We start from the raw sequence: 19,103 nt of genomic DNA on the forward strand, positions 1-19,103 counted from the left end.
CAAACGCAGAAAAAAGTCCCGATCAGGCCACCAGGGGGCGGATCCTAGCACAGACAACGGGATTTTTTGTGATGGCTGTCGATTTTTTGATGTAACCCATGAAGGGTCGGTGTGCATTATTGTGATCTATTTGCGTACCGTCACAACGGAATCACGGTTGACGATCGTCGGCTCAAACCGGTGCGCCGGGGTGGCGGGGTCGATCAACCTGCGCGCCGCGTATTGGGCCATCTCGCTGATGGGAAAATGTACGCTGCTCAACGCCGGGCGCACGAAAGGCGCGCGTTCGCCGCTGTCGTAGCAGATCAAGGAGATATCCTGCGGCACCCGCAGGCGGTGTTCGTTGATCGCCAGCAGCGCGCCGATCGCCATCTCTTCGTTGCAGCAGTAGATGGCGCTGGGCCGCGCGGCTTGCCGCAGCAGCCGATCGGCGCAGCGGTAACCGCTTTCCAGATCGTAGACGCCCTCCAGGCAGGCCACCGGCTCGATATTCGCCGCCTGCATCGCCTCTTCAAACCCCTGCAGCCGCAGGCGGCTCGACGGGCGTTCACGCGGGCCGCTGATACAGGCGATGCGCCGGTGCCCGGCATCGAGCAGCTGCTGCGTCGCCATGCGGCTGGCGAGCGGGTGATCGAAGGTGACGCAGCGGTCTTCCAGCCCCGGCACCAGACGATCGAGCAATACGAAATCACGTTGCTCCGCCGCCAATTGGCGCAGCCGATCGTCGCTGAGAAAACGCACGTGCAGGATCACGCCGTCGCAGCGCAGGCTAAATAGCCGCTGCACCGCCTGCCATTCGTTTTCGGCGCTGTTGCGGCCCTGGGTCACCAGCAGCTGTTTGCCGTGGGATTCGGCCTCGGTCTGCACGAAGTCCATCAGCGCGCCGAAAAAGCCGCCGCGGTACGAGGTGGTGACCAGCCCAAGGGTATTGCTGTGGCTGGAGGCGAGCGCGCGGGCCGCCGGATTGGGGGTGTAACCGAGCTGGGCAACGGCGCGTTCAACCTTCTCGCGGGTCGGCGCCTTGACGTTGCTGTCGCCATTCACCACGCGCGATACGGTGGCGCGCGAAACGCCCGCCAGCGCTGCGACATCTTCCAGTGTCACCATCGTCCCACTCCTGAATTACGGCTAAAAAAATGGGTTCGGCGCGCCGAACCCCTGTCTGGCTGCGTATAGCCGCTTACCTGAACTGCGGCAAATACGGCGCGTTTATCGTCAACACCTCTTCCAGCAGCGGCTGCGCCAGGTTGGCGTTGCCCACTAACGGGTTGGCGATCAACGCCAGCAACCCGCTGCGGCGATCGCCGTGCACCGCCGCCTCGATGGTCAGGCGTTCGTAGGCTTTCACCTGCTGCGTCAGGGCCTGCATCGGCTCTGGCAGCGGGCCGAAGGTCAGCGGGTGCGCGCCCTGAGCATCAACGATACAGTTGATTTCTATCACAGCATCGTCCGGCAGGCCATGGATAGCGCCGCGGTTTGCGGTGTTGACCACTAATTGCGTGCCGAGATTATTATGGATAGCACGAATCAGCTCCAGCGCAACTTCGGAATAGAAAGAACCGCCGCGGAAGCTGAGCTGCTCCGGTTTTGTGTTCAGCTGCGGATCGGCATACAGCTCGAACAGCTCTTTCTCCACCTGCATCACCTGCTCGGCGCGGGTGCCGCGCTCGCCGGCGGCGGCCATCTCTTCCGCCAGCATCTCGCGGGTCTGGTAAAAATAGCGGTGGTAGGGGCAGGGGATGGCGCCGAGCGCGCGCAGGAAGTCCGGCTGCCAGGGCTCTTCCTTGATGTTGTTCATGGTCAGCGCCGCGCCGTCGCACAGCATGTCGATCACCTTGGCGGTGACGTCGCGCCCCTGCTGCGTGACCTGATGCACCCAGACCATGTGGTTCAGGCCGGCGAAGCGCAGCTGCACGTCGGCGTAAGGCGCCTGCAGCATGTTGGCGATCATGTGATGCATGCTGATCGGCACGTTGCACAGGCCGATGATCTTCGCTTTGGTAAAGCGGGACACCGCCTCGGTGACGATGCCGGCCGGGTTGGTGAAGTTGATGATCCAGGCGTCCGGCGCCAGTTTTTCCACCCGGCGAGCGATGTCCAGCATCACCGGGATGGTGCGCAGCGCCTTGGCGAAGCCGCCGACGCCGGTGGTCTCCTGGCCGAGCAGCTGGTATTTCAGGCCCAGCCGTTCGTCGGCGGCGCGCGCCGGCAGTTGCCCGACGCGGAACTGGGTCAGCACGAAGGCGGCGCCGCGAATGGCGTCGTCCAGCGCGAAGTGCACGCTGACCTTCACCTGCTCCAGCCCGTGGCGCGCCAGCATGCGGCGGGTCAGGGCGGCGATGGTTTCCACTTTTTGCCGGCCCGGTTCGACGTCCACCAGCGCCAGCTCGGTGACCGGCAGCTCCTCAATGCGCTGGATCAGCCCATCGACCAGCTCGGGAGTGTAGCTGCTGCCGCCGCCGATCACGGCGATTTTGAGTGCGCTCATGGGCGGCCCTCCGTCTGCGACTGACGGCGATAGAGCTCGATCATGTCGTCGGCCAGATCCTGGATCACCATGGCGTTCATCAGATGATCCTGCGCATGCACGGTGATCAGGTTGATCGCCAGTTTGCCGCAGCCTTCGTCCAGGCCGATCAGCTCGGTCTGGATCAGGTGTGCTTTCTTCACCCACTCTTTGGACTCAGCCATGTGCCTGGCCGCGGCGGCGAAGTCACCGGCGCGCGCTTGCCGCAGCGCCGTCAACGCATTGCTGCGCGCGCTGCCGGAGAACACCAGCAGTTCCATGATGGTGCTTTCAAACTCGGGGCTGACTTCAGTCATCAGTTCACTCACGTCATTTCTCCAGGGGTTGCGCGGCGACGCCGCCGTGGGATGCTTCAGTATCCGCTCTTTTTATAATGAGAGCGCTCTCATTTATATAGAGTAACGGCAATGCGTGTGCAAACTGGGAGGCAGATCGCAAAAATCAACCCAGGGCGGCGCGGGGCAAAAAATGCGTGATGCGGTTGGCAAAAAAGCCTTCTGCGCCCATACTTTCCGCAGCAAAATTCAGGGCCGCCTAGGATATGTCCCGTAATTGGGTAAATATAGGTAAATGGCTGGTACTTGCCGATACAGCTCTTTAGAATCAAAGCGCTTTTCCGTTGTTTGTCTCTCAGAGAAAGGACCCGTTAATGTTCAAACGTACTTTAGTGACCTTCGTCGCGCTGTGTTCCCTCACAGCGATGGCGCCAGCCGCACTCGCCGCCGGTGAGACCCACGTCATGCTGACGACCTCGGCGGGGAATATCGAGTTGGCGCTCGACAGCCAGAAGGCACCGGTTTCCACCCAGAACTTCGTCGATTACGTGAACAGCGGGTACTACAACAACACCATTTTCCATCGCGTGATCCCGGGCTTTATGATCCAGGGCGGCGGTTTCACCGCTGACATGCAGCAAAAATCCACCAAGGCGCCGATCAAGAACGAAGCCGACAACGGCTTGCGCAATCTGCGCGGCACCATCTCGATGGCGCGCACCGCCGACAAGGACAGCGCCACCAGCCAGTTCTTCCTGAACGTGGCGGATAACGCCTTCCTGGATCACGGCCAGCGTGACTTCGGCTACGCGGTGTTCGGCAAAGTGGTGAAAGGCATGGACGTGGTGGACAAAATTGCCCAGGTGCCGACCGGCAACGTCGGCCCTTACCAGAATGTGCCGACCAAACCGGTGGTGATTCTGTCGGCCAAGGTGCTGCCGTAAGTTTTTTGGCCGATCCCGTTGGGGTCGGCCGCTCCTTCCTCCCGAAGCCTTGCCTTCATCACTGTTTTCTCCCGCGCCTCATGCTCTAATCGGCAGACAATAATCAGACCAATCCGGCGTTCGCCCTTTGTTGTCTCTGGATGAGTTGCTGCCATGTATGAATTTAACCAGGTGCTGTTGCTGTTGCAGCAGATGTGCGTCTATCTCGTTATCGCCTATCTGCTGAGCAAAACCCCGCTGTTCATCCCGCTGATGCAGGTGACCATCCGCCTGCCGCACAAGCTGCTGTGCTATGTGATCTTCTCGGTGTTCTGCATCATGGGCACCTATTTCGGGCTGCACATTCAGGATTCGATCGCCAACACCCGCGCGATAGGCGCGGTCCTGGGCGGTCTGCTGGGCGGGCCGTCGGTGGGCTTTCTGGTCGGGCTGACCGGCGGCCTGCACCGGTATACGCTCGGCGGCATGACCGACGTGGCCTGCGCGATTTCCACGGTGTCGGAAGGCCTGGTCGGCGGCATCGTACACAGCATCGCCATGCGCCGCGGGCGCATCGAGCTGCTGTTCAATCCGCTGTTCGTCGGCGGCGTGGCGCTGGTGGCGGAAGTGCTGCAGATGGCGATCATCCTGGCGGTGGCGCGCCCCTACGACGAAGCGTTGCAGCTGGTGGAGCACATCGCGCTGCCGATGATGATCGCCAATACCGTCGGTGCGGCGATGTTCATGCAAATCCTGCTGGATAGGCGCGCGATGTTCGAAAAATACACCAGCGCCTTCTCTTCCAAGGCGCTGAAGATCGCCGAGCGCACCGAGGGCATCCTGCGGCAGGGCTTCGATCAGGAGAACAGCATGAAGGTCGCCCGGGTGATCTATCAGGAGCTGGGCATCGGCGCGGTGGCGATCACCGATCGCGACAAGCTGCTGGCGTTTATCGGCATCGGCGACGACCACCACCTGCCGGGCACGCCGATCGCCTCGGTGCATTCGCATCGCGCCATCGACAACAACGAGGTGGTGTACGCCGACGGCAATCAGCTCTCTTACTGCTGCTCGATCAATCCGGCCTGCAAGCTGGGATCGACGCTGGTGATCCCGCTGCGCGGCGAAAACCAGCGGGTGATCGGCACCATCAAACTGTACGAACCGAAAAGCCAGCTGTTCAGCACCATCAACCGTACGCTGGGCGAAGGCATCGCCAGCCTGCTGTCGGCGCAGATCATGGCCGGACAGTACGAGCGCCACAAGCAGCTGCTGGCGCAGTCGGAGATCAAGCTGCTGCATGCGCAGGTCAATCCGCATTTCCTGTTCAATGCCTTGAATACTCTGGTGGCGGTGATCCGCCGCGATGGCGAACGCGCCTGCGATCTGGTGCAATCCCTCTCGACCTTCTTTCGTAAAAACCTCAAACGCTCGGATGACGAAGTCAGCCTGGCGGACGAGATTGAACACGTGAACGCCTACCTGCAGATCGAGAAAGCGCGCTTCGCCGATCGGCTGGAGATCGCGGTATCGCTGCCGGAGGCGCTGTTGGCGGTGCGGCTGCCGGCGTTCTCGCTGCAGCCGATCGTCGAGAACGCCATCAAGCATGGCACCTCGCATCTGCTGGGCGTGGGCCGCATCGAAATCGGCGCCTGTTGCGAAGGGGAGCATCTGCTGCTGCAGGTGACGGACAACGCCGGGCTGTTCCAGCCGAAGCCGAACTGCAGCGGGCTGGGGATGAACCTGGTGGATAAACGCATTCGCGTGCGCTACGGCGAAGGCTATGGCGTGCAGGTGGATTGCCGACCGGACGCCTACACCCGCATTACGCTCAATGTTCCCATGGAGAGGGCCGCCTGATGTTAAACGCACTGATTGTTGACGATGAACCTTCCGCGCGCGACAACCTGCGCCACCTGCTGGAAGCTGAAGCGGGGATCGCGATTATCGGCGAGTGCGCCAACGCCATTGAAGCCATCAGCCAGATCCACCGGCTGCAGCCGGACGTGGTGTTTCTCGATATCCAGATGCCGCGCATCAGCGGGCTGGAAATGGTCGGCATGCTGGATCCCAACCGCATGCCGCACATCGTGTTTCTGACCGCCTATGACGAATACGCGGTGCAGGCATTCGAGGAGCACGCCTTCGACTATCTGCTGAAGCCGGCGGAGCCGAAGCGGCTGAGCAAGACGCTGCAACGTCTGCGGCAGCGCAGTGCGCCGCAGGACGTGACGGCGCTGGAAGAGAGCGCCGGTTACCTGAAATACATTCCCTGCACCGGCCACAGCCGCATCTATCTGCTGCGCTTCGACGAAGTGCTGGCGATCCGCTCCAAACTGAGCGGGGTCTTCGTGGTGCGCAGCGACGGCATGGAGTGTTTCACCGAGCTGACGCTGCGCACGCTGGAAAGCCGCACGCCGCTGGTGCGCTGCCATCGGCAGTATCTGGTCAATCTGGAGCAGGTGCGCGAGATCCGCTTCGAAGAGGGCGGCGCGGCGGAGATGATCATGTCGGCCGGCGATCCGGTGCCGGTCAGCCGGCGCTATTTGAAGACGCTGAAGGAGCAGTTGGGGCTGCGGGGGTGACTATGCCGGCGGCCACCGACGGCGAGTATGCACGATGGCCAATACGATGACGCGTTGAGCCGCCCATTCATAGACCAGCAAATAGGACGGGGAGATGACCAGCTCGCGCGTACCGGCTATCCGCCCCGTTTTCCCGCTGGCGGATGATGCACGAGGCGTGCCGCCGCGTCAGCGATTTTTGCATCATTTTCTGCGGCGGCGGCCGGATTTTTAAGTTCCAACCATTCATAAATCGCCAGACGATCGGCGATGGCGGGTTCCGTCCATGTCAGTTTCACAAAAGTCCTTTTGTGTTTTATTGCGTTGATTTGGCTCTGCGTTCGGCGAAATAAGCGGCCACCTCTTCATCGTCGGCGAATTTGCCTTCACGCAACGCCTTGCGGCTTACCTCGACCTTTTCCTTTAACCACTGGTTGTACTCTTCCTGTTGCGCCTGGCGGCTGACAAACTCGCGCATGAAATCACGCAGCAGTTGCGAAGCCGTGCGATCGGCGGCCTTTGCCGCGCTGGCGAAAGCGGTTTTTAACTCTTCATCCACGCGGATTACCACGGTAGATTCAGACATGGTATTTACCTCGTATATACAGCGTAATGCTCACTATAGCACTGGTGCTTTATTGTTCAAGCAAAGGCGCTTTGACGCTAAGCGCAATCTGAATTCATCAGGCCCCGACGGCACCCATTTTGTTTGTCCTTGACGGGGTTACGCGGCGCTTATAGCTTTATTGCATCCACAGGCGCGTTTCGCGCCGCGTCAGCGTCAAAGGAACAGAAAATGAGTGAACCACGGATTATCGCCAAAGCGATGAAAGACGGAAAACCGGAGCAGGATCTGGTGATTTTGCCGGCGTTGGGCAACCGCCACGGGCTGATCACCGGGGCAACCGGCACCGGCAAGACGGTGACGCTGCAGAAAATGGCCGAACAGTTCTCGCGCATTGGCGTGCCGGTGTTCCTGGCGGACGTGAAGGGCGATCTGTCCGGCATCGGCGTCGAGGGCGTGCCTTCCGAGAAACTGCAGGCGCGCCTGGCGGCGATCGGCGTCAGCGACTGGCAGCCGCAGGCCTGCACCATTATCCCGTGGGATATTTACGGTGAAAAGGGGCACCCGATCCGCGCCACGATTTCCGATCTCGGGCCGCTGCTGCTGGGGCGCCTGTTGGATCTGAACGAGGTGCAAAGCGGCGTGCTGCAGCTGGTGTTCAAGATCGCCGATGACAACGCGCTGCTGTTGCTGGACATGAAGGATCTGCGCACCATGATGCAGTTCGTCGGCGACAACGCCAAACAATTCCAGACCCAGTACGGCAATATCTCTGCCGCGTCGATCGGCGCCATTCAGCGCGGGTTGCTGACGCTGGAAGAGCAGGGCGCTGACCAGTTCTTCGGCGAGCCGATGCTCGACATCAACGATCTGATGAAAACCGACGCCAACGGCCACGGCGTGATCAACCTGCTGGCGGCGGACAAGCTGATCAATCAGCCGAAGCTGTATTCGGTGTTCCTGCTGTGGCTGCTGGCTGAGCTGTTCGAGCACCTGCCGGAAGTGGGCGACCCTGAACAGCCGAAGCTGGTGTTCTTCTTCGATGAGGCGCACCTGCTGTTCAACGACGCGCCAGCGGCGCTGCTGACCAAGATCGAACAGGTGGTGCGCCTGATCCGCTCCAAAGGCGTCGGCATTTACTTTGTCACCCAGAATCCGCTGGACATCCCGGACAGCGTGCTGGGCCAGCTGGGCAACCGCGTGCAGCATGCGCTGCGCGCCTTCACGCCGCGCGATCAGAAGGCGGTGAAGACGGCGGCGCAAACCCTGCGCGCCAATCCGGCCTTCGATGCCGAAACGGCGATCACCGAGCTGGGCGTGGGTGAAGCGCTGGTGTCATTCCTCGACGAAAAGGGCCGGCCGAACGTGGTGGAGCGGGCGATGGTGATCGCGCCGGAATCCAAAATGGGCATGCTCGGCGCGGAAGGGCTGAACAGTGCGATCAACAAGTCGCCGCTGTATGGCCGCTATGAGGATATGATCGACCGCGAGTCCGCCTACGAGAAGCTGTCGTCGGGCGGTTTTGCCACCGTCGGCACCCCGCAGCAGGGGCAGCAACCGCAGGCGCAACAGCAACAACAGCAGGCGGGCGGCGGCCTGATGGACGGCTTGAACGAGCTGTTGTTCGGTTCCACCGGCCCGCGCGGCGGCAAGCGCGACGGCATTGTCCAGACCGCCGCCAAGAGCATGGCGCGCGATCTCGGCCGCCAGATCCTGCGCGGCGTGCTGGGCTCGATCACCGGCGGCCGTAAAAAGTAAGCGGAAATTATCGTCGGCAGCGGCGGGTTAAATCAGTACACTGTGGCGGCATTTTTCTCTGCCGGACCTAACATGCTGCTGCTGATCGATAACTACGACTCCTTTACCTATAACCTTTACCAGTACTTCTGCGAATTGGGCGCCGAGGTGCTGGTGAAGCGCAACGATGAGCTGCAGCTGGCCGATATCGAGCGGCTGGCGCCGCAGCATCTGGTAATTTCCCCTGGCCCCTGTACCCCGAACGAAGCGGGTATCTCGCTGGCCGCCATTCGTCATTTCGCCGGCAAGCTGCCGATCCTCGGCGTGTGCCTGGGGCACCAGGCGCTGGGGCAGGCGTTCGGCGCCGAGGTGGTGCGCGCCCGCGCGGTGATGCACGGCAAAACCTCGGCGATTCGTCATCTGGGCGTCGGCGTGTTTCGCGGCCTGAGCGATCCGCTGACCGTGACCCGCTACCACTCGCTGGTGCTGAAGGCCGATACGCTGCCGGACTGTTTTGAAGTGACCGCCTGGAGCGAACGCGACGGCGTGCGCGACGAGATCATGGGCATCCGCCACCGCACTTTGGCGCTGGAAGGCGTGCAGTTCCATCCGGAAAGCGTGCTCAGCGAGCAGGGCCACCAGCTGCTGGATAATTTCCTCCAGCGTTAATCCCGATGCGTTTTTTTCGCCCGCCAGGCGTTTTGCGTTTGCGCTCGATTGGTTTTTTATGCATATTTCGTGATTATGTTTTCAATCTAACATCACGATAGCGCTGAAAAACCTTCAGGGTGGAGCCGAAAATGACTGAAAAATCCGCAGTGAGCCGCAGCACCTTTGACCAGGTGATCCTGCCTGTTTATGCACCTGCCCAGTTTGTGCCGGTGCGCGGCCAAGGCAGCCGGGTCTGGGATCAACAGGGAAAAGAGTACATCGATTTTTCCGGCGGCATCGCGGTGACGGCGCTGGGGCACTGCCATCCGGCGCTGGTCGAGGCGCTCAAACGCCAGGGCGAAACCCTGTGGCATACCAGCAACGTCTTCACCAATGAGCCTGCGCTGCGCCTGGCGAGCAAACTGATCGACGCCACCTTCGCCGATCGGGTGTTCTTCGCCAACTCCGGCGCAGAGGCCAACGAGGCGGCGTTCAAACTGGCGCGTCATTATGCCATCACCCGCCACAGCCCCTACAAAACCAAAATCATCGCCTTCTATAACGCGTTTCATGGCCGCACGCTGTTCACCGTGTCGGTGGGCGGGCAGGCCAAATATTCCGACGGGTTCGGGCCGAAGCCGGCCGACATCGTGCACGTGCCGTTCAACGATTTGGCGGCGGTGAAGGCGGTGATGGACGACCACACCTGCGCGGTGGTGATGGAGCCGATTCAGGGCGAGGGCGGCATTACGCCGGTCGATGCCGGCTTCCTCAAAGGCGTGCGCGAGCTGTGCGACCAACATCAGGCGCTGCTGGTGTTCGACGAAGTGCAAAGCGGCATGGGGCGCAGCGGCAAACTGTTCGCCTATATGCATTATGGCGTGACGCCGGATATTCTCACCACCGCCAAGGCGCTGGGCGGCGGTTTCCCGGTCAGCGCCATGCTGACTACCGAAGAGATCGCGTCGGTGATGCAGGTGGGCACCCACGGCACCACCTACGGCGGCAACCCGCTGGCCTGCGCGGTGGCGGAGGCGGCGCTGGACGTGATCAATACGCCGGAGGTGCTGAGCGGCATCGAGCAGCGTCATGCGCTGTATGTGCAGGCTTTGCAGCATATCGGCGATAAATACGGTATTTTCACCGCGATTCGCGGCATGGGGTTGCTGATTGGCGCCGAGCTGACGCCGCATTATCACGGCAGAGCGCGCGACTTCCTCACCGCCGCCGCCGCGCGCGGCTTGATGATCCTCAACGCCGGGCCGAACGTGATCCGTTTCGCGCCGTCGCTGGTGGTGGAGCTGCAGGATATCGAGGCCGGCATGGCGCTGTTCGAGCTGGCGGTGCAGGATGTGATCAACGCCTGATGCCCGCGCGGTATATAACGGGGCGCGGCATGCCGCGCCCTTATTGATCGCGCAGTTTGCGCTTGAGCCAAATGCCGTGGTGCGGGCGCTGGCGCCAGGCCAGCGAAGAAATGGTGTGCATCACGCTCAGGTGCGACAGAATGCGCCGCAGATGGCGCTCCATCTCGGTAACGGGCATCTCCGGATGCAGATCCGGCGGCTGCATGATGCCGCTGTTGCCGCTGCTCGGGCCGTCGTATTCCAACCGCTGTTGGCAGCTTTGCAGCGCGATTTCACAGGCCTGCAGATACGCTTCCGCCAGTTTTGGCGTCAGCATGTAGTGTTCGCGCGCCAGAATGGTCATGGCGTTCAGGTGCTCGACGATGAACTGGCTATGCGTGACCCACAGCCGCATGTCCGCCAGATAGTCCGACGCGAACCCCGGCTCCTGCATCGCCTGATTGAGCGAGGTGAACAGCGCGTTGTGCGCCTGGTTGACCTGCATGCGGGTATAGGCCAACGCGGTGGCGTCCGGTTCCGGCTGTTCCAGCATCAACCGCAGCGCGGTTTGATCGTGCTCCAGCGCCTGATGGGCATTCTTGCGCAGCAGCCCGCTTTGCCACTGCGGCCACAGCCAAATGGTGCCGCCGAACGCCAACACGCAGCCGATCAGCGTATCGATCAGGCGCGGCACCAGAAAATGCGAGCCGTTCAGCGCCAGCAGCTGCAGGGTGTAAACCGCCGTGACCGTAAAGCCAATCACCGACAGCCCGTAGTTCTTGCGCGAAACCAGGTAGGCCAGCAGCGTGATCACCAGCATGATGCTCAGCGTTTCTCCTTCCGGCAACTGCAGCTGCAGCAGCCCGGCCGCCAGCAAAAGCCCGGCAATCGTGCCCAGCGCACGGTGCTGAATACGCACCCGGGTGGCGTTATACCCGTTTTGGCTCACCAGCATGATGGTGAGCAGGATCCAGTAAGGCTTCGGCAGATTGAACACCGCACCCAGGCTGCTGCCGACTGCCAGCGTCACGCCCAGCCGCGCGGCGTTGCGCAGGGCGGTGGACTTGAACGACAGATAGCTGGCCAGCGCCGGCCAAAACGGCAGGCGGTGCTGGCCGGGCATCAGGTCGCGGCGGTACAGCGGATGCTGGGTGCGCAGCAGGCGGGCGATGCGGCTGAAGTGGTAATAACAAAACTGGCCGACCGGGTTATCGGGATGCTGCGCCGCCATTTTTTCCAGCGCCGCCAGCTCGTGGGCCATGGAGAAGCGCTTCGAATGTTGATGATAGAGAATATCGTGCGCCACTACGCGCAGCCGGCCGGCGATCACCTGAGCGTTGCGGCGAATGATCGCTTCGGCCTGGCTCTGCTCCACCAGTTTTTGCACCTCCTCCGGCAGATGCAGGCTGACGGTGATGTGCTCCTGCAGGTCCATCGCCACCTGAAAGGCGCGCTGCAGGCGCTTTTGCTCGAGGTTGTTGGCGTGCGGCAGGAAATTAAGCTGTTGGTACAACAGGCTGATCAGATCCATCACCTTTTGCTGGCGCACCAGCAGCGGCGGCAGCGCGGTTTGCGGATCGGTGTGCTGGGTCAGCAGCGAGTATTTGGCTTCGAAATAGTCCGCCAGTTCCAGGTAGAGCTGGCTCAGCGTCTCGCGCATCGGCTGCTCTTTCCACAGCTTAAACCAGAACCAGGTGAATAAGCCGTACCAGACGGTGCCGATGGCGTATAGCAGCGGCGCCTGCCAGATGGGTACTGTGCCGGCCGTGCTGAGGGCGAAGATGGCGGCCACCAGCGCCGCCGGCAACAGCCGGGCGTGCAGCGGGCTGATTTCACCGGTGACGCCGAGCAGCAGCGCCAGGCCCAGCATCAGCGCCGGCAGCGGCACGTGCCACAGCAGTGCCTGTTGCAGCAGCACGCTGCTGAAGGCGAACAGCGAGCCGCCAACCACCAGCCGTTTAAAGAAGCGCTTATGCGGCGTGTCCAGACCGGCGATATTGCAGCAGGCGGGCACCAGAGAGAACATCAGGCCGAGCTGCAGCTGGCCTATCAGCAGGCCGAACAGCACCGGCAGGCACAACACCAGCGTTTGTCGCAGTGCGTAGTTGATTTCCGGGTGGTAGATCAGGCGGCGCCACATGGCAGAGAGCAGATAAAAAAAACGGCGCAGATTGCGCCGTTTCTTCAGGGATTAACGAGTGCCGTAGACGACAATGGTTTTGCCGTGGGCGGAAATCAGGTTTTGATCTTCCAGCATTTTCAGAATACGGCCAACGGTTTCGCGCGAGCAGCCGACGATCTGGCCGATCTCCTGGCGGGTGATCTTGATCTGCATGCCGTCCGGGTGAGTCATGGCGTCGGGTTGCTTCGCCAGATTCAGCAGGGTTTGCGCGATGCGGCCGGTAACGTCCAGGAAGGCGAGGTTGCCCACTTTTTCGGAGGTGACCTGCAGGCGGCTCGCCATTTGGGCGGACAGACGCATCAGGATGTCTGGGTTCACCTGGATCAGCTGGCGGAATTTCTTGTAGGAAATTTCGGCCACTTCACAGGCGGTTTTCGCGCGAACCCAGGCGCTGCGCTCCTGGCCTTCTTCGAACAATCCGAGCTCGCCGATGAAATCCCCCTGGTTGAGGTAGGACAGGATCATCTCTTTACCTTCTTCATCCTTGATCAGCACCGCGACGGAGCCTTTCACGATGTAGTAAAGCGTTTCGGCCTTTTCACCTTGGTGAATCAGCGTACTCTTCGATGGATATTTGTGGATATGGCAATGAGACAGGAACCATTCGAGAGTAGGGTCTGTTTGCGGTTTGCCGAGAACCATTCGCTGTTATCCTCTGTTGTTATCGCTGCCTTGTGTCACAGGGGTCAGAGTTCCCTGTAAAACCCGCCTGTAGCCGCAGTCATGAGCGAGGGCTACCGGCAAGTTTTGAGGCGTGTCATAAAAATACGCTGTCGCTCTAGCATATTAACTTGCCGTAAGCGCTGCAAGCTACATTCTGTTAACATACCGGTAAAGGAGCCTTTCTCTGGGCGTTTCCCTGAAATTCAGTGTCCCGGAAAGATTTATTGCGGCTCTGTTTGTAGCACAGAGTAAGGCGGGTGTCTCGTGTTGTCTCGCTTCAGCATGATTAGCATCAGGTTACGTTGCCTGTTTCTATGCGAAAGCGTACTCTGATTTTAAGAAATCAACCGGAGTGATCAGAATGCAGGCAAGAGTTAAATGGGTGGAAGGGTTAACGTTTTTGGGTGAATCGGCCTCCGGCCACCAGGTGCTGATGGACGGCAACGCCGGCGATAAAGCACCCAGCCCGATGGAGATGGTGCTGATGTCGGTGGGCGGCTGCAGCGCGATCGACGTGGTGTCCATCCTGCAAAAAGGGCGCAACGACGTGCGCGACTGCGAGGTGAAGCTGACCTCCGAGCGCCGCGAAGAAGCTCCGCGGTTGTTCACCCATATCAACCTGCATTTCATCGTTACCGGCCAGGATCTGACCGACAAGATCGTCGAGCGTGCGGTGAACCTGTCGGCGGAGAAATATTGCTCGGTGGCGCTGATGCTCAACAAGGCCGCCACGGTGACCCACAGCTTCGAGATCCGCCAAGCGGCGTAATCGAGGCGGAGCGCGGCCCGGCGCCGCGCTCAACGCGTTTATTCGATCTTCTTGCCTTCCAGCAACCGCTGCACCAGCGGCGCCATGATCAGTTCCATCGCCAGCCCCATCTTGCCGCCCGGCACCACTAACGTATTGATGTGCGAGATAAACGAGCCTTGCAGCATCGCCAGCAAATAGGGGAAGTCAATTTGATCCAGCCCGCGGAAGTGGATCACCACGAAGCTTTCGTCCAGTGAGGGAATCGCCTTGGCGGCGAACGGGTTGGAGGTGTCCACCGTCGGCACGCGCTGGAAGTTGATGTGGGTGCGCGAGAACTGCGGCGTGATGTAGTTGATGTAGTCTTCCATCGAACGCACCACCGAATCCATTACCGCTTCGCGGGAGTGGCCGCGCTCGCCGGTATCGCGGATCAGTTTCTGGATCCACTCCAGGTTGACGATCGGCACCACGCCGACCAGCAGGTCGACGTGCTTGGCCACGTCATGGTGCTCGGTGACCACGCCGCCGTGCAGCCCCTCGTAAAACAGCACGTCGGTCGGCGCCGGCAGCGGTTCCCACGGGGTGAAGGTGCCCGGCACCTGATTGTAGGGCACCGCTTCGTCGTAGGTGTGCAGATACTTGCGCGAGCGCCCGGTGCCGTTCTTGCCGTAGTCGATGAAGCTCTGCTGCAGCAGGCCGAAGTCGTTGGCCTCGGGGCCGAAATAGCTGATGTGTCTGCCCAGATCGCGCGCCTTGCGGATCGCCGCGTCCATTTCCGGCCGGGTGTAGCGGTGGAAGCTGTCGCCCTCCAGCTCGGCGGCGCGGATGTTGAGTTGTTGGAATATTTTGCGGAACGCCACGCTGGTGGTGGTGGTGCCGGCGCCGCTGGAACCGGTCACCGCGATAACGGGATGTTTGGCAGACATGGTGGTTGTCACTCCGTGTTGAATGCGCCGGCGTCAGGGGATTATTGTGGCTCTTGTTGACGCTCTCTATCTCGGGAAAAAATGGCGCGCGCTGGTTTGCAATGCCCCATTGTTACCTGATTTTTTCCGTCAGTCATAGAACCGATCGCCACTAAATTTCTTCCTGCCCGGCGCGGAACTGGCCGCGCGGCATGATGTTGACGCTCTCGTGCAGTTCCGACCACACCAGCACCACTTCGCCGTTTTTCAGCTGGCGGCGCACGTCCTCCACCTTCTGTTCCAGCGAGCGTTCGTGCTCGCCGTAATCGGTGCCTTCGCGCAGTACAAAAGATTCGATCAGGCTGTTGAGGGTGTCGGTTGCCAGTTCTTGCCAGGGAATGATCACGTCGGGATGTCCAGATAAGGGGAAAGCCAGGCCGGAATGCGATGCTCCAGCCACATGTATGGTTTTTTCAGCGTGCCGCCGACGAAGCCGACGTGGCCGCCGAACTCGGTCAGCTGATATTCGATATTGCGCGGCAGGCCGGCGACGTCGGGGATCACCTCAGGGGTCATGAAGGGATCGTCCTTCGCATGGATGATCAGTAGCGGCGTTTGGACAGCCGGCAACAGCGGCAGGGCGCTGCAGCGGCGATAATAGTCGGTGGCGTCACTGAAGCCGTGAATGCGCGAGGTGATGGCGTCGTCGAATTCGCGGATGCGCCGCAGACCGTTCAGTTGGGACAGCTTGAGCGGCAGGGTGTCCGGGTAGTGCAACAGCTTGCGGGTGGCGTTTTGTTTCAACTGCCCCAGCAGGTAGCGCTGATAAACGCGGGAAAAGCCTTGCTCCATGCGGTAGGCGCAGGGCTCCAGCATCAGCGGCGCCGAGACCACCACCGCCGCCTGCAGCAGGCTGTCGGCGCCTTGCTGCGCCAGGTAGCAGGCCAGCATGTTGCCGCCGAGCGAAACGCCGACCGCCGCGGTCGGCACCTCGCCGTAGCGGTCGCGCAGCCAGCGCAGGAAGAAGCGCGCGTCTTCGGTTTCACCGGAGTGGTAGATGCGCTGCTTGCGATTGGGCACGCCGCTGCAGCCGCGAAAGTGCATCACCACGCCGAGCCAGCCGCGCTCGCGCCAGGCGTTGAGCAGGCCATGCGCGTAGGGGCTGTAGAAGCTGCCCTCCAGGCCGTGGAACAGCACCGCGCGCGGTTTGTCGCGCGCCTGCGCCGGATCCTCGCTCCAGGCGAGATCGACGAAATCACCGTCGGGCAATTCCAGCCGCTGCCAATGCGGTTTCAATAATACGCGGCGGCGCACCAGCCGCGGCAACAGCGTTTGCAGGTGCGGGTTACTGGCCCCGGTCAGAGGGCGAAAGGTGTTAGGCATAGGCTGAGTAAAATGTTGTGGGCGGCTATTGTGAGATCCCTAGCGCACTGTTAGCTTCAATACCAAGAATTAACAATGATACTGCAAAAAAGCGCCTTGGGTGAGGAGCACCCGTGCCATGGAACCGAGTTTATTCCTTTCGATGCTGGGCTTCCTGTGGGTCGCCGCCATCACGCCCGGCCCCAATAACCTGCTGCTGACCACTTCCGGCGCCAACTTCGGCTTTATGCGTTCGCTGTGGCTGATGATCGGCATCATGCTCGGCATGCAAAGCATTTTGCTGCTGGTGGCCTTCGGCGTCGGCAGCCTGATCCTGGTTTATCCGTCGCTGCACCTGATCCTGAAAATCCTCGGCAGCCTGTACCTGCTGTGGCTGGCATGGAAAGTCGCCACCGCCGCCTATGAAAAACTGGAAACCGACGTGGCGCCGCCGCAGCCGGTGCGGCTGTATCAGGGCTGGCTGCTGCAGTTCCTCAACCCGAAAGCCTGGCTGATGGCGCTGGGGGCGGTGGCCAGCTTCAGCCTGGCGGGCGATAAGTACAACGGTTCCATTGCGGCGATCGCGCTGGGCATTTTGGCGGTCAACATCGTCGCCGGCATTATCTGGCTGGCGTTCGGCACGGTGATCGGCCGCCTGCTGCGCAGCAAAAAGGCCTGGGTTATCTTCAACGTTTCCATGGGGTTGTTGACCGCAGCCTGTGTGTTACTGATCTGGCATTAAGGAGCGAACGATGGCGGAAAATTATTATCACGTGGTTGCCTTTACCGGCGAAGGGCTGCGCGGCAACCCGGCCGGGGTGTGCCTGCTGACGCAGCCGCTGCCGGCGGCGCGGCTGCAGGCGATCGCCAACGAGATCGGCCTGCCGGAAACCAGCTTTGTCTGGGATGACGGCGACATGACCGCCATCCGTTGGTTTACCCCGCAGCGCGAGGTCGATCTCTGCGGCCACGGCACCCTGGCGGCGGCGCATGTGATGTTCAGCGTGGTTAACCCGGCGCTGCAGGATATTCGCTTCCGCTCGGCCGGCGGCGAACTGTTCGTCAAGCGCGATGCGCAGGACGGGGAACGGCTGGTGCTCGACTTCCCCGCCCGGCCGCCGCAGAAGGTGGCTGAGCCGGCGGGCCTCGCGGCGCTGCTGGGCGTGCAGCCGCAGGAGGTGTGGCAGGCGAAAGCGCTGATGGTGGTGCTGGAAAACGAGGCGCAGGTGCGCGCGCTGCGGCCGGACATCCCGGCGCTGATCGCGCTGGCCGGGCGTGCGGTGATCGTCACTGCGCCCGGTGACACCGTGGACTTCGTTTCGCGCTATTTCACGCTCGACGGCGGTGAAGATCCGGTTACCGGCTCCGCGCACTGCACGCTGATGCCTTACTGGACGGCGCGTCTCGGCCGCCATCGGCTGCAGGCGCAGCAGGTCTCGGCACGCGGCGGCGAACTGTTCTGCGAACTGCAAGGGGATCGCACGCTGCTCGGCGGCTATGCTCACGTGTTCCTGCACGGGACGATCGCGCTGTAATCCGCGTTTATATTACGCAGGGTAATAAAGAAGACTTTTTTATTCTTTTATCGCCCGTCACCGCTCAGATAAAACTGTCAGCAACTGAACAGATTTTTATCAACGGAGCGGAACATGGCGGGCAAACTCTTTTCCTTACGCAACGCGGCGCTGTTGGCGCTGGCGCTCAGCGCAGCCAGCGCCTACGCGGTGGACGTGACCGTGGCGTACCAGACGTCGGCGGAGCCGGCCAAGGTGGCGCAGGCGGAAAGCAGCTTCGCCAAACGGTCCGGCGCGACCGTCGACTGGCGTAAGTTCGACAGCGGCTCCAGCGTGCTGCGTGCGCTGGCCTCCGGCGACGTGCAGATCGGCAATATCGGCTCCAGCCCGCTGGCGGTGGCCGCCAGCCAGAAACTCCCCATCGAAGTATTCCTCATCGCCTCGCAGCTCGGCAGCTCCGAAGCGCTGGTGGTGAAAAATGACATCAAAAGCCCGCAGGATCTGATCGGCAAGCGCATTGCGGTGCCGTTTATCTCCACCACCCATTACAGCCTGCTGGCCTCGCTCAAGCATTGGGGCATCAAGCCTGAGCAGGTGAAGATCCTCAATCTGCAGCCGCCGGCCATCGCCGCCGCCTGGCAGCGCGGCGACATCGACGGCGCTTACGTCTGGGCGCCGGTGGTCAACGAACTGGCCAAACAGGGCAAGGTGTTGACCGACTCCGCGCAGGTGGGCGAATGGGGCTCGCCGACGCTGGACGTGTGGGTGGTGCGCAAAGACTTTGCCGAGAAACATCCCGACGTGGTGACCGCCTTTGCCGCCAGCGCCCTGCAGGCGCAAAAGGCCTACCTGGCGGCGCCGGAGCAGTGGCTGAAAGATCCGAGCCATCTCAGCACGCTGGCGCGCCTGAGCGGGGTGCCGGAAGCGCAGGTGCCGGAGCTGGTGAAGGGAAACCGTTATCTGCCGGTGGCGGATCAGGTTGCCCAGCTCGGCCAGCCGGTGGACAAGGCGATCCGCGATACCGCCGAATTCCTCAAGCAGCAGGGCAAGATCCCGCAGGTCGACAGCGACTACAGCGCTTACGTGACCGACCGTTTTGTGAAACAGGTGCAGGCTGCGCCGCAGTCGTAAGGAAGCA

The 19,103-nt window shown here is 61.5% G+C and carries 20 protein-coding genes; 10 read left to right on the top strand and 10 right to left on the bottom strand.

The window, feature by feature from the left end; genetic code table 11:
• Positions 1-126: 126 nt before the first annotated feature.
• The 3 genes from ABTW55_RS12475 to ABTW55_RS12485 all read right to left on the bottom strand — a co-directional run bounded on the left by ABTW55_RS12475 (position 127) and on the right by ABTW55_RS12485 (position 2,823).
• The gene (locus ABTW55_RS12475; protein ID WP_039569200.1) at positions 127-1,107 is read right to left on the bottom strand and encodes a LacI family DNA-binding transcriptional regulator; all 981 of its coding nucleotides are present in this window, start codon (positions 1,105-1,107) and stop codon (positions 127-129) included.
• 73 nt (positions 1,108-1,180) lie between these two features.
• On the bottom strand, positions 1,181-2,488 hold the full coding sequence (locus tag ABTW55_RS12480) for a 6-phospho-beta-glucosidase (RefSeq protein WP_033649315.1): 1,308 nt from the start codon (positions 2,486-2,488) through the stop codon (positions 1,181-1,183).
• A complete protein-coding gene (locus ABTW55_RS12485; protein WP_047571717.1) occupies positions 2,485-2,823 on the bottom strand; it encodes a PTS lactose/cellobiose transporter subunit IIA in 339 nt (112 codons plus the stop codon). The genes ABTW55_RS12480 and ABTW55_RS12485 overlap by 4 nt, the downstream gene beginning before the upstream one ends.
• Positions 2,824-3,176: 353 nt before the next feature.
• On the opposite strand from ABTW55_RS12485, the gene ppiA reads away from it, so the two are divergent.
• The 3 genes from ppiA (at position 3,177) to btsR (ending at position 6,310) form a co-directional block, all read left to right on the top strand.
• Positions 3,177-3,746: a peptidylprolyl isomerase A gene (gene ppiA, locus ABTW55_RS12490; RefSeq protein ID WP_033636286.1), complete on the top strand. Its 570-nt coding sequence runs from the start codon at positions 3,177-3,179 to the stop codon at positions 3,744-3,746.
• A 153-nt stretch (positions 3,747-3,899) separates the two neighbouring features.
• Positions 3,900-5,585, top strand: coding sequence for a sensor histidine kinase (locus ABTW55_RS12495; protein ID WP_033636285.1), 1,686 nt, complete (start codon positions 3,900-3,902; stop codon positions 5,583-5,585).
• Complete coding sequence (btsR, locus tag ABTW55_RS12500) at positions 5,585-6,310, top strand: two-component system response regulator BtsR (protein ID WP_033654861.1); 726 nt, start codon at positions 5,585-5,587, stop codon at positions 6,308-6,310. Before ABTW55_RS12495 ends, btsR begins: the two co-directional genes overlap by 1 nt.
• 116 nt (positions 6,311-6,426) lie before the next feature.
• On the opposite strand, the gene ABTW55_RS12505 is transcribed toward btsR, so the two are convergent.
• Together ABTW55_RS12505 and ABTW55_RS12510 are read right to left on the bottom strand one after the other, a co-directional pair.
• Positions 6,427-6,588, bottom strand: a complete 162-nt coding sequence (locus ABTW55_RS12505; RefSeq protein WP_223915493.1) for a type II toxin-antitoxin system RelE/ParE family toxin — start codon at positions 6,586-6,588, stop codon at positions 6,427-6,429.
• A gap of 17 nt (positions 6,589-6,605) precedes the next feature.
• On the bottom strand, positions 6,606-6,875 hold the full coding sequence (locus ABTW55_RS12510) for a hypothetical protein (protein WP_041036986.1): 270 nt from the start codon (positions 6,873-6,875) through the stop codon (positions 6,606-6,608).
• A gap of 210 nt (positions 6,876-7,085) precedes the next feature.
• Here ABTW55_RS12510 and ABTW55_RS12515 point away from each other — a divergent pair, with 210 nt between their 5' ends.
• The 3 genes from ABTW55_RS12515 (at position 7,086) to ABTW55_RS12525 (ending at position 10,609) form a co-directional block, all read left to right on the top strand.
• Positions 7,086-8,612, top strand: coding sequence for a helicase HerA-like domain-containing protein (locus ABTW55_RS12515; RefSeq protein ID WP_060423671.1), 1,527 nt, complete (start codon positions 7,086-7,088; stop codon positions 8,610-8,612).
• A 72-nt stretch (positions 8,613-8,684) separates the two neighbouring features.
• On the top strand, positions 8,685-9,260 hold the full coding sequence (locus ABTW55_RS12520) for an aminodeoxychorismate synthase component II (protein ID WP_033654864.1): 576 nt from the start codon (positions 8,685-8,687) through the stop codon (positions 9,258-9,260).
• Between the two features lie 131 nt (positions 9,261-9,391).
• Positions 9,392-10,609 (top strand): aspartate aminotransferase family protein, encoded by a 1,218-nt coding sequence (locus ABTW55_RS12525; RefSeq protein WP_033654865.1) that lies wholly within the window; start codon positions 9,392-9,394, stop codon positions 10,607-10,609.
• 40 nt (positions 10,610-10,649) lie between these two features.
• Here ABTW55_RS12525 and ABTW55_RS12530 read toward each other — a convergent pair whose 3' ends face one another.
• Entirely contained in the window at positions 10,650-12,728 is a 2,079-nt protein-coding gene (locus ABTW55_RS12530) for a YccS/YhfK family putative transporter (RefSeq protein WP_033649309.1), read from the bottom strand.
• 51 nt (positions 12,729-12,779) lie between these two features.
• Entirely contained in the window at positions 12,780-13,412 is a 633-nt protein-coding gene (gene crp / locus ABTW55_RS12535) for a cAMP-activated global transcriptional regulator CRP (RefSeq protein ID WP_004090925.1), read from the bottom strand.
• A gap of 382 nt (positions 13,413-13,794) precedes the next feature.
• On the opposite strand from crp, the gene ABTW55_RS12540 reads away from it, so the two are divergent.
• On the top strand, positions 13,795-14,202 hold the full coding sequence (locus ABTW55_RS12540; RefSeq protein ID WP_033654867.1) for an OsmC family protein: 408 nt from the start codon (positions 13,795-13,797) through the stop codon (positions 14,200-14,202).
• A 38-nt stretch (positions 14,203-14,240) separates the two neighbouring features.
• On the opposite strand, the gene ABTW55_RS12545 is transcribed toward ABTW55_RS12540, so the two are convergent.
• The 3 genes from ABTW55_RS12545 to ABTW55_RS12555 all read right to left on the bottom strand — a co-directional run bounded on the left by ABTW55_RS12545 (position 14,241) and on the right by ABTW55_RS12555 (position 16,472).
• Positions 14,241-15,110 (bottom strand): phosphoribulokinase, encoded by an 870-nt coding sequence (locus ABTW55_RS12545; RefSeq protein WP_004930374.1) that lies wholly within the window; start codon positions 15,108-15,110, stop codon positions 14,241-14,243.
• 151 nt (positions 15,111-15,261) lie between these two features.
• Complete coding sequence (locus ABTW55_RS12550) at positions 15,262-15,495, bottom strand: YheU family protein (protein WP_004930376.1); 234 nt, start codon at positions 15,493-15,495, stop codon at positions 15,262-15,264.
• Positions 15,492-16,472, bottom strand: coding sequence for a hydrolase (locus ABTW55_RS12555; RefSeq protein WP_033649307.1), 981 nt, complete (start codon positions 16,470-16,472; stop codon positions 15,492-15,494). The genes ABTW55_RS12550 and ABTW55_RS12555 overlap by 4 nt, the downstream gene beginning before the upstream one ends.
• Positions 16,473-16,590: 118 nt before the next feature.
• Here ABTW55_RS12555 and ABTW55_RS12560 point away from each other — a divergent pair, with 118 nt between their 5' ends.
• The 3 genes from ABTW55_RS12560 to tauA all read left to right on the top strand — a co-directional run bounded on the left by ABTW55_RS12560 (position 16,591) and on the right by tauA (position 19,096).
• Positions 16,591-17,193: a LysE family translocator gene (locus ABTW55_RS12560; RefSeq protein WP_041036974.1), complete on the top strand. Its 603-nt coding sequence runs from the start codon at positions 16,591-16,593 to the stop codon at positions 17,191-17,193.
• Positions 17,194-17,203: 10 nt separating this feature from the next.
• Complete coding sequence (locus ABTW55_RS12565) at positions 17,204-17,986, top strand: PhzF family phenazine biosynthesis protein (protein ID WP_033654869.1); 783 nt, start codon at positions 17,204-17,206, stop codon at positions 17,984-17,986.
• Between the two features lie 114 nt (positions 17,987-18,100).
• Complete coding sequence (gene tauA, locus ABTW55_RS12570; protein ID WP_060423674.1) at positions 18,101-19,096, top strand: taurine ABC transporter substrate-binding protein; 996 nt, start codon at positions 18,101-18,103, stop codon at positions 19,094-19,096.
• Positions 19,097-19,103 lie beyond the last annotated feature (7 nt).

It is taken from the genome of Serratia sp. SM04, assembly GCF_040280225.1.
In the GTDB taxonomy this organism is placed as follows: Bacteria; Pseudomonadota; Gammaproteobacteria; order Enterobacterales; family Enterobacteriaceae; genus Serratia; species Serratia sarumanii.